The organism is Montanilutibacter psychrotolerans, assembly GCF_003719825.1.
Lineage (GTDB): Bacteria > Pseudomonadota > Gammaproteobacteria > Xanthomonadales > Xanthomonadaceae > Montanilutibacter > Montanilutibacter psychrotolerans.
Genome location: NZ_RIBS01000005.1, coordinates 81,062 through 90,355 on the forward strand (window position 1 = coordinate 81,062; position 9,294 = coordinate 90,355).

At 69.0% G+C, this 9,294-nt stretch carries 8 protein-coding genes; 3 read left to right on the forward strand and 5 right to left on the reverse strand.

Going from position 1 to position 9,294, the window contains the following annotated elements:
* Nucleotides 1-36: 36 nt before the first annotated feature.
* Both EER27_RS11515 and EER27_RS11520 read right to left on the reverse strand, forming a co-directional pair.
* A complete protein-coding gene (locus EER27_RS11515; protein WP_123088268.1) occupies nt 37-1,245 on the reverse strand; it encodes a BaiN/RdsA family NAD(P)/FAD-dependent oxidoreductase in 1,209 nt (402 codons plus the stop codon).
* Between the two features lie 19 nt (nt 1,246-1,264).
* Nucleotides 1,265-1,819, reverse strand: a complete 555-nt coding sequence (locus tag EER27_RS11520) for a YaeQ family protein (protein WP_123088269.1) — start codon at nt 1,817-1,819, stop codon at nt 1,265-1,267.
* Nucleotides 1,820-2,032: 213 nt separating this feature from the next.
* On the opposite strand from EER27_RS11520, the gene EER27_RS11525 reads away from it, so the two are divergent.
* Nucleotides 2,033-2,938: a pseudouridine synthase gene (locus EER27_RS11525; RefSeq protein WP_123088270.1), complete on the forward strand. Its 906-nt coding sequence runs from the start codon at nt 2,033-2,035 to the stop codon at nt 2,936-2,938.
* A 102-nt stretch (nt 2,939-3,040) separates the two neighbouring features.
* Here the strand turns inward: EER27_RS11525 and EER27_RS11530 are convergent, their stop codons facing one another.
* From EER27_RS11530 to EER27_RS11540, 3 genes are all read right to left on the reverse strand, one after another.
* Complete coding sequence (locus EER27_RS11530; RefSeq protein WP_123088271.1) at nt 3,041-3,790, reverse strand: type 1 glutamine amidotransferase; 750 nt, start codon at nt 3,788-3,790, stop codon at nt 3,041-3,043.
* Nucleotides 3,791-3,925: 135 nt separating this feature from the next.
* Nucleotides 3,926-5,929 (reverse strand): DEAD/DEAH box helicase, encoded by a 2,004-nt coding sequence (locus EER27_RS11535; RefSeq protein WP_123088272.1) that lies wholly within the window; start codon nt 5,927-5,929, stop codon nt 3,926-3,928.
* Nucleotides 5,930-6,420: 491 nt separating this feature from the next.
* Entirely contained in the window at nt 6,421-6,603 is a 183-nt protein-coding gene (locus tag EER27_RS11540; RefSeq protein WP_123088273.1) for a hypothetical protein, read from the reverse strand.
* Between the two features lie 138 nt (nt 6,604-6,741).
* Here EER27_RS11540 and EER27_RS11545 point away from each other — a divergent pair, with 138 nt between their 5' ends.
* Nucleotides 6,742-7,413 carry a glutathione S-transferase gene (locus EER27_RS11545; RefSeq protein ID WP_123088497.1) on the forward strand — a complete coding sequence of 224 codons (672 nt, stop codon included), beginning with the start codon at nt 6,742-6,744 and terminating at the stop codon, nt 7,411-7,413.
* Nucleotides 7,410-8,975, forward strand: a complete 1,566-nt coding sequence (locus tag EER27_RS11550) for a protein adenylyltransferase SelO (RefSeq protein WP_123088274.1) — start codon at nt 7,410-7,412, stop codon at nt 8,973-8,975. Before EER27_RS11545 ends, EER27_RS11550 begins: the two co-directional genes overlap by 4 nt.
* Nucleotides 8,976-9,294 lie beyond the last annotated feature (319 nt).

Sequence of the window (9,294 nt, forward strand, 5' to 3'; positions counted from 1 at the left end):
CGCTGCCCCGTTTTGCGTTTCACGTGAGCAGCCGCGCTACAGCGCGTTGCCGGCCGCGTGCCCCGAGGCCCAGGCCCACTGGAAGTTGTAGCCACCCAGCCAGCCGGTGACATCGACCACCTCGCCGATGAAGTACAGCCCCGGCACGTGGCGCGACATCATCGTGCTGGACGACAGTCCGTCGGTATCGACGCCGCCCAGGGTGACCTCGGCCGTGCGGTAACCCTCGGTGCCGCTGGCGACCAGTGGCCAGTCCTGCAATATCGCCGCCACGTCGCGCAGCTGCGGCAGGTTGAACTGGCGAATCGGCCGGCTCGGTTGCAGGTTTGCCAGCCAGACCTCGCACAGGCGCTGTGCGAAACGCTTGGACAGCACATCGCCCAACAACGTGCGCAGTTCGGCGGCGGGGCGTTCGCGCTGCAGTGCCTGCAGGGTTTCGAGCGCGTCGCGGCCCGGCAGCAGGTCCAGGCGCAGGTCGTCGCCGGGCTGCCAGTACGAGGAGATCTGCAGGATCGACGGCCCGCTGACACCGCGGTGGGTAATCAGCAGGAAGTTGCTGAACTCGCGTCCGTTGCAGCGCGCGGTGACCGGCAGCGCGACGCCGCTGAGCTCGGATAGGCGTTCGAGGTGCTTGCCGCTGAGCGTGAGTGGCACCAGGCCCGCGCGGGTGGGCAGCACGTCGTGGCCAAACTGGCGCGCCAGCTCGAAGCCGTAGCCGCTGGCGCCCATGCTCGGAATCGACAGGCCGCCGCACGCCACCACCAGCGAAGGTGCCGCGAACACGCCATGGGTGGTGTGCAGGCGGAAACGGTCGTTGGCCGTCGCGTCGGTGTCGGCGTGCTGCACGCGCTCGATCGAACACGACGTCTCCACGCGTACGCCCACCGCAGCGCATTCGTCGAGCAGCATCTTCACGATCAACTTCGACGACTCGTCGCAGAACAGCTGGCCGAGTTCTTTCTCGTGGTACGCGATGCCGTGGCGCTCGACCATCTCGATGAAGTGCCAGGGCGTGTAGCGTGCCAGCGCCGACTTGCAGTAGTGCGGGTTGGCCGAGAGGTAGTTGGCCGGTGTGGCGCCGGTGTTGGTGAAATTGCAGCGCCCGCCGCCCGACATCAGGATTTTCTTGCCGACGCGGTTGGCGTGCTCGACCACCAGCACGCGCATGCCGCGTCGGCCGGCAGTGAGCGCGCACATCAAGCCTGCCGCGCCACCACCGATGATCAGGGCATCGTAGTGCTGCATGATGCGCGTGCGTGTCGCGTCAGGCGGTTACGGCCGGCGCCATGCGCACGCGCGGCGTCAACGCGATGTTGGCGCTTTCGCTCATCAACTGCAGCTCGCCGTCCTGGATCATCGCCGTCAGGCGCATGCCACGTTGCAGCACGGTGGTGACGGCCTCGACGGCAGCGGCGTCGATGTCGATCACCGTCAGGTTCTTGAAGCGGACCAGCGACGCGGACACCTTGTTCCACCAGATGTCGGCGGCATTGCCGCTGTAGTTCACCAGCACCACCTGCTGGGCGCGACCGCAGGCCTTCTTGATGCGCGACTCGTCGGGTTGGCCAAGGTCGATCCACTGCTCGATGTCGCCGGTGTAGTCGCGGCGCCACAGGTCGGGGTCTTCTTCGTCGCTCAGGCCGCGGCCGAACTCGAGGCGCTCGTCGGCGAACAGGGCGAACGCCAGCAACCGGACCATCAGCCGCTCGTCGGTCTCCGACGGATGCTGGGCGAGGGTGAGGTTGTGGGTCGCGTAGTAGTGCCGGTCCATGTCGGTGACCTGCAGCTCGGCTTTGTAGACGGTCGCCTTGGGCGCCATGGGTGTGCCTGCCGGACGTGCCGGTTGAAAAGGGTCGGCCATTCTAGGGCCTGTTAGCCACGCACGTCGGCGGCGGATGAACCGCGTCGTTCACGGTTCCGGCCGCACCGCGGCGCGCGGCCCAATGGGGCCCTGGCGTCGGCTGCCGGGAGCGGCGCGCCATCGGCGTCCGGTCGCGTCAGAATCCATACCCTTCAGCTTCGCGGACTCCCCTTGCACGCCGACCCGCCGCCCGACGACACCGCCCCCAGCCGCCTGCAGCTACCGCCCGGGCCGTGGACGAGCGTGCTCGATTGCCTGTGCGACCGGTTCCCGGCGATCTCGCGCGAGACCTGGATCGACCGCTTCGTGCGCGGCCGGGTGCTGGATGCCGATGGCGCGCCGTTGGCGCTCGACGCCCCGTACCGGCTCGGTGCGCAGGTGCGCTACTTCCGCGAGGTGGCCGCCGAACCCGTGATCCCCTTCGAGGAAGTCGTGCTGCACGCCGACGACGATCTGGTGGTGGCCGACAAACCGCATTTCCTGCCGGTGACGCCGGCCGGAGGCTACGTGCGCGAAACCCTGCTGGCCCGGCTGATCCGACGCCTGGGCAATCCCGATCTGGTGCCGCTGCACCGGTTGGATCGTGAAACCGCCGGCGTGGTGCTGTTTTCGGCCAACCCGGCCACGCGTTCGGCCTACCAGGATCTGTTCCGCCTGCGTCGCATCGAGAAAACCTACGAAGCGCTGGCGCCGGCGCTGCCCGAGCTGGAGTTCCCGCTGGTGCGGTCCAGCCGGATCGTGCCGGGCGAGCCCTTCTTCCGCATGCGTGAAGCCGAAGACGAAGGTGCGGCCAACAGCCAGACGCGGATTGCCGTGTGCGAGCGGGGGGCGTCGACGTGGCGTTATGCGCTGTCGCCGGTGACCGGTCGAAAGCATCAACTGCGCGTGCACATGGCCGCCCTGGGGGCTCCGATCGTCGGCGATGCGATGTACCCACACCTTTGCCCGCGTGCGCCGGGGGACTACACGCAGCCCCTGCAGTTGCTGGCCCAGTCGTTGGCGTTCGTCGATCCGTTGAGCGGGCAGGCGCGCCGCTTCGAGAGCCGTTTGCGCCTGGCGTCGCTCGACGCGCCGTAACCGTGCGGACGTCGGTAGGAGTGGCTTGCGCCGCGATCACCGGGTGGCGACGTGTCCCGCCGGGGCTGCATCGTTACCCAGGGTGCGCCATGCAAGTCCCGATCAGAGCCACTCGCGCGAGGGCAGGGTGTAGCGGCGTTGCGGGCGGCCGACGTGGTCGAGAAAGCGGTTGAACACGTCGTGCGCGTTGGCCTGCATCGCGGCGATGTGCTGGCGCGTCGCCGCGCGGATGGCGTGTTCGTCGCCGCCCAGCTCGGCCAGGTCGACGCGGTAGGTGGGGTTGGCCAGCCACCGTTCGATCAAGGCCTCGTCCATCTCCAGGTGGAACTGGAAGCCGTAGGCGTGCTCGCCGTAGCGGAACGCCTGCGATTCGCAGCCATCGGTGCGCGCCAGGTGGGTCGCGCCCTGGGGCAGGTCGAAGCTGTAGCTGTGCCACTGGAACACGGGCGCCTCGTTGCCAAGCGGCGCAAGCACCGGGTCCTCGCGGCCGGCCTCGGTGGTCTTGAGCGGGTACCAGCCGATCTCCGATTGCGGGTGCCGACGGATCGGCGCGCCCAGCACGTGCGCCAGCAACTGCGCGCCCAGGCAGATCCCCAGTACTGGTTTGCCTTGATGGAGCATGCGTTCGATCGTGCGCAACTCGGTGCGCAGGTGCGCGCGCTGCTCGCGGTCCTCGACGTTCATCGGACCGCCCAGCACGATCAGGCCGCGGTAGCGGTCGACCGTGGGCTGCGCGTCGGGGTGGCGCTCGAAGTTGGCGAAACGGACGCGGTGGCCGCGACGCCGGATCAGTGGGTCAAGCGTGCCGAGCGGCTCGGCGGCAACGTGCTGGAAGACGAGAAGGCGGGACATGACAGGCAATCGCGACGGATGCGGCGACTATGCCAAAACCGCGGCAGGTGTTGCGGGTTTGCATCCGAGATGGCATGCCAAAAAAGAAACCCCGGCGCCGGGCCGGGGTTCTCGTGGTGGCGTCTACACGCGCGATCAGCGCGGCGGGCGCGGCTTGCCGGGCTTGTGGAAGCCACCGGGCTTGCGCGGACCGGCGGCATGCGGCTTGCCCGCGTGCGGCGGTCGCGGACCACGCGGCGGACCGCGATCGTCGCCGTGCGCCTGGCGCCCGTGCGGGCGCTGGCCCTGGCTGGTGTCGTCGTTGCCGGCGTGCTTGATGCGCAGCGGCTGGCCAGCGACATAGACCTTCTTGAGGTGCTCCATCAGCTCGGCCGGCATGCCTTCGGGCAGGTCGACCAGGCTGTACTCGTCGCGGATGTCGATGCGACCGATGTAGCGGCTTTCCAGGTCGGCCTCGTTGGCGATCGCGCCGACGATGTTGCCCGGCTGCACGCCGTGGGCGTGGCCCACTTCGATGCGGAACGTTTCCATGCCCACGTCCGGGGCCGCGCGGGCGGGGCGCTCGGGTGCGCGGCGCGATGCACCGTCGTCGCCGAACATCGATTCGCCGGCATTGCGGTCCAGCGGCGCGTGGCGCGACGGCGGGGCGTTGCGCTCGTCGAAGGTGCGCGGCGGGCGGTTGTCGTTGGCGCGCGGCGGACGGGTGTCGCCCGAGCGCTCGACGAACTTGCGGGTGGCGGCGCCGCGGTGTTCGCGCGGTCCGGTATCGCGTTCGTTGAAGGCCGGGCGCGCGGCGGACGCGGTCAGCAGCAGCGGGTGATCGCCCTGCACCAGGCGGGCCAGCGCGGCGGCGATCTCGATGGCCGGCACGTTCTTCTCGCGCTCGTAACGCTCGATCATCTCGCGGAACAGCTGCAGGTCGCTGCTGCCCAGCGCGTCGGTGATCTTGCCCAGGAAGCGCGACACGCGCTGCTCGTTGACGGTCTCGACGCTCGGCAGTTCCATCACGTCGATCGGCTGGCGCGTGGCGCGTTCGATCGCGCGCAGCATGCCGCGCTCGCGTGGGGTCACGAACAGGATCGCCTCGCCCTTGCGACCGGCGCGGCCGGTGCGACCGATGCGGTGAACGTAGCTTTCGGTGTCGCTGGGGATGTCGTAGTTGAGGACGTGGCTGATGCGCTCGACATCGAGGCCGCGCGCGGCGACGTCGGTGGCGACCAGGATGTCGATCTTGCCGTCCTTGAGGTTCTGGATGGTCTTCTCGCGCTGGGCCTGCTGCACGTCGCCGTTGATGGCGGCCACCGAAAGCCCCCTGGCGGACAGCTTCTCTGCCAGCTCCTCGGTGGCGATCTTGGTGCGCGCGAACACGATCATCGCCTCGAACGGCTCGGCCTCGAGGATCCGGGTCAGCGCATCGAGCTTGTGCACGCCGCTGACCGACCAGTAGCGCTGGCGGATGTTGATGTTGGTGGTGGTGGTCGACTTGATCGCGATCTCGACCGGCTCTTTCAGGTAGGTCTGCGCGATGCGCTTGATCTGCGACGGCATCGTGGCCGAGAACAGCGCGACCTGGCGCGTCGCCGGGGTCTTCTTGAGGACGTTCTCGACGTCGTCGATGAACCCCATGCGCAGCATTTCGTCGGCTTCGTCGAGCACCAGGCAGCGCAGCTCGGACAGGTCCAGGGTGCCGCGATCGAGATGGTCGATCACCCGGCCCGGCGTGCCGACGACAACGTGCACGCCGCGCTTGAGCGCCTGCAGCTGCGGGTAGTAGCTCTGGCCGCCGTAGATCGGCAGGACGTGGAAACCCGGCAGGTGCACGGCGTACTTCTGGAAGGCCTCGGCGACCTGGATAGCCAGCTCACGCGTCGGCGCCAGCACCAGGGCCTGCGGCTTGAACTGCTTCGGATCGATCTGGGCGAGGATCGGCAGCGCGAACGCGGCCGTCTTGCCGGTACCGGTCTGGGCCTGACCCAGCACGTCGCGGCCGGCCAGCAAAGGCGGGATCGTGGCGGCCTGGATCGGCGAGGGTGACTCGTAGCCGACGTCCGTCAGCGCGCGCAACAGCGGCTCGGACAGGGCCAGATCAGTGAATTTCAGGGTCGGGGATTCGGGCGAAGCGGGCGTCTCGGCGCTCATCGCAATTCTCGTAGGCGCCGGCGCGGCCGGTCGGAAGGCGGCATATTGTACGGGAGCGCGGGTGAGCTAAGGCTCTCTTTGCGTTTGCCGGCCGGGATTGAGGATTGGCACGCGGATTTGCGAGGAGGCGGCGAGCCGGCTCGACGTGTTTCCTGCCCTGCACGACCGGCGTAGTGGCCGCGCGGGTTGCGGTGGTGGCCCTCGCCGGCGTTGGGGTGCAAGGCGATTGGCGTTGCCGCGACCCGGACGCACCTCGGCGGTGCGCACGTCCGTGACGGGGGGGCGGCGGCAGGGTCCCACGGCCTCCGCGGTGCCGGATGCGGCAGGCCGAACATGAACCGTATCGTTCGCGGTCGGGCCACGGCCCGATGCCGCTTGGCGCGAGAACCGTGCCGTTCCTCGTGCCATTGCAGGGCGCCGGGCGGTCCGTCGCGGGGTGAGGGTGTCGGCCGGACGGCCTGGCTCCTCACGCCCTCCCGCGGGATTCCGCGTTACTGGGCGGTATTGCCGGTGCCGTCGTCGGCAGGCGGGTTGTGCGGTGCGTGATCGCCGTAGTTGTCGCCGTCCTGCCCGCTGCCCTTGGCAGCCTGCTTCTTGGCGAGCTTCTCATCCTGCTTCTTCTTTTTGGCGAGTTCGCGCTGGCGCTTCTCGAACGAGTAATTGGGCTTGGCCATCGGCGATTGCTCTGGGGGGTAGGTGTCGATTCTAGGCGATCCCGCACCGCCGGTGCGGCCGCAGCGTTGCGCGCATGTGACGAAGCCGGCGTGCGCGAGGGCCTTACCATGGCCCCTGGCTTCGTCGACAGGTTGTTCATGGTCACCGTCCACCATCTCGAGAACTCGCGCTCGCAGCGCGTGCTGTGGCTGCTGGAAGAACTCGGCGTCGCGTACCAGCTGGTGCGCTACCGGCGCGATGCCACCACGCTGCTCGCACCACCGGAGCTGCGCGCGGTGCATCCGCTGGGCAAGTCGCCGGTGCTGGAGGCCGACGGGCATGTGCTGGCCGAATCGGGGGCGATCCTGGAATACCTGCTCGAGCGCCACGACCCCAACCATCGCCTGTCGCCTTCGCCCGAGCTGCTGGACGCGCCCGAGCGCCTGCGCTTTCGCCATTGGATGCACTACGCGGAAGGCTCGGCGATGCCGCCGCTGTTGCTGGGCCTGGTGCTGGCGCGCATCCGGCAGGCGCCGATGCCGTTCTTCGCCAGGCCCGTGGCCCGCGCCATCGTCGACAAGGCCGTGTCGGCCTTTGTCGGGCCGCAACGCGCGCTGCACCTGGGCTACATGGAGTCCGAGCTGGGCCGGCACGGCTGGTTTGCGGGCGATCGCTTCAGCGCGGCCGACATCCAGATGAGTTTCCCGGTCGAGGCCGCGATCGCGCGCGGTGGTGGCACCTACCCGCAGGCGTTCGTCGAACGCATCCGTGCGCGCCCGGCGTACCAGCGCGCGGTGGAGCGCGGCGGTCCGTTCGAGTTGCTGCGATGACGCCGTTGCACTTCGACAACCGGTTCCTGGGCGAACTTCCGGGCGATCCGGAAACCGGCGCACGCCTGCGCCAGGTGCACGGCGCACTCTGGTCGCGCGTGGACCCCACGCCCGTTGCCGCGCCGCGCCTGCTGGCGCATTCGGCCGAGATGGCCTCGCGACTGGGATTCGACGCGGCCGACATCGCCTCCCCGGCGTTCGCCGAAGTGTTCGCCGGCAACGCGCTGCTCGATGGCATGCAGCCGTTTGCCGCCAACTACGGCGGGCATCAGTTCGGCCACTGGGCGGGACAGCTGGGCGATGGCCGCGCGATTTCGCTGGGCGAGGTGGTCAACGCCGACGGCGAGCGCTGGGAGCTGCAGCTCAAGGGCGCCGGGCCGACACCGTACTCGCGCAGCGCCGATGGCCGCGCGGTGCTTCGCTCGTCGATCCGTGAGTTCCTGTGCAGCGAGGCCATGCACCACCTGGGCGTACCGACCACGCGCGCGTTGAGCCTGGTCGCGACCGGCGACGAGGTGGTTCGCGACATGTTTTACGACGGTCATCCCAAGGCCGAGCCCGGGGCGGTGGTGTGCCGCGTCGCACCGTCGTTCCTGCGCTTTGGCAACTTCGAACTGCCGGCGTCGCGCGGCGATACCGAGCTGCTGGGGCAACTGGTCGACTTCTGCATCCGCCGCGATTACCCCCACATCGAGGGCGAGGCCGACCAGCGCCGCGCGCAATGGTTCGCCCAGGTGTGCGAACGCACCGCGACGATGGTGGCGCACTGGATGCGCGTGGGCTTCGTGCACGGGGTGATGAACACCGACAACATGTCGATCCTGGGTCTCACCATCGATTACGGCCCCTACGGCTGGATCGACAATGTCGACCCGGACTGGACGCCCAACACCACCGATGCGCAGGGCCGCCGCTACCGGTTCGGCCTGCAGGCTCAGGTGGCGTACTGGAACCTGGGGCGCCTGGCCGGTGCCCTGTCGCCGCTGTTCGACGGTGTCGAAGCGCTGCACGCGGGCCTGCAGGGTTTCATCGATACCTGGCACGCCGCCGAACGCGACAACATCGTGCGCAAGCTGGGCCTGGCCGGGTTCCGCGACGACGACGCTGCGCTGATGCAGGACCTGCAGGCGTTGTTGCTGGCCGGCGAGATCGACATGACGCTGTGGTTCACCGCGCTGGCCGAGGTGGACGACTCGATGGAATCGCCGACGCTGGAGACGTTCGAGGCGGCGTTCTACGACGCTGACAAGCGCGATGCGCAGTCGCCGGCCCTGTTGGCCTGGCTTGCCCGTTATACGGCCCGGTTGCGGGAGGACGGGCTACCGGCCGCGCGCAGACGCGAGCGCATGCGCGCGGCGAACCCGCGCTACGTACTACGGAACTACCTCGCGCAGGAGGCGATCGACCGTGCGGAGCAGGGCGACCTGGGGGGCGTGCACACGTTGCTGGACGTGATGCGCCGGCCCTACGACGAGCAGCCCGGTCGCGAGATGTACGCACGCCGACGCCCGGATTGGGCGCGCGATCGCGCGGGGTGCTCGATGCTGTCGTGCAGCTCGTGAGCACGGTGCCTGCGCGCGCCTGACTACCTCGTCACAGGCCAATCCGGGACGTGCCGCGGAGCCCAGGCCCCGCGGCACGCCGTGGCATCACTCGGGCGCGAAGCCGCGGGTGGCCTTCTTGTCCTTCTTCTCGGCCTTCTTTTCCTTGGCGGTCTTGGCCGGCTTCTTCTTCTGTTCCTTTTTCTGGTCCATGCCCTTGCTCATGATCTGTCCTCGGATGGCTGGCGGTGGATGGGCTGGCCGGCGTGCGGGACGCACGGCACGGACGGAGTATGCGCCGGAGCGGGGCCCGTTCACCTGTCGCAATGCAGCGAGATGG

Excerpts from the sequence above, each read along its gene's own strand:
- EER27_RS11515 (WP_123088268.1), bottom strand. The coding sequence starts at position 1,245 with ATGCAGCACTACGATGCCCTGATCATCGGTGGTGGCGCGGCAGGCTTG.
- EER27_RS11520 (WP_123088269.1), bottom strand. The coding sequence starts at position 1,819 with ATGGCGCCCAAGGCGACCGTCTACAAAGCCGAGCTGCAGGTCACCGAC.
- EER27_RS11530 (WP_123088271.1), bottom strand. The coding sequence starts at position 3,790 with ATGTCCCGCCTTCTCGTCTTCCAGCACGTTGCCGCCGAGCCGCTCGGC.
- EER27_RS11535 (WP_123088272.1), bottom strand. The coding sequence starts at position 5,929 with ATGAGCGCCGAGACGCCCGCTTCGCCCGAATCCCCGACCCTGAAATTC.
- EER27_RS11540 (WP_123088273.1), bottom strand. The coding sequence starts at position 6,603 with ATGGCCAAGCCCAATTACTCGTTCGAGAAGCGCCAGCGCGAACTCGCC.
- EER27_RS11545 (WP_123088497.1), top strand. The coding sequence starts at position 6,742 with ATGGTCACCGTCCACCATCTCGAGAACTCGCGCTCGCAGCGCGTGCTG.
- EER27_RS11550 (WP_123088274.1), top strand. The coding sequence starts at position 7,410 with ATGACGCCGTTGCACTTCGACAACCGGTTCCTGGGCGAACTTCCGGGC.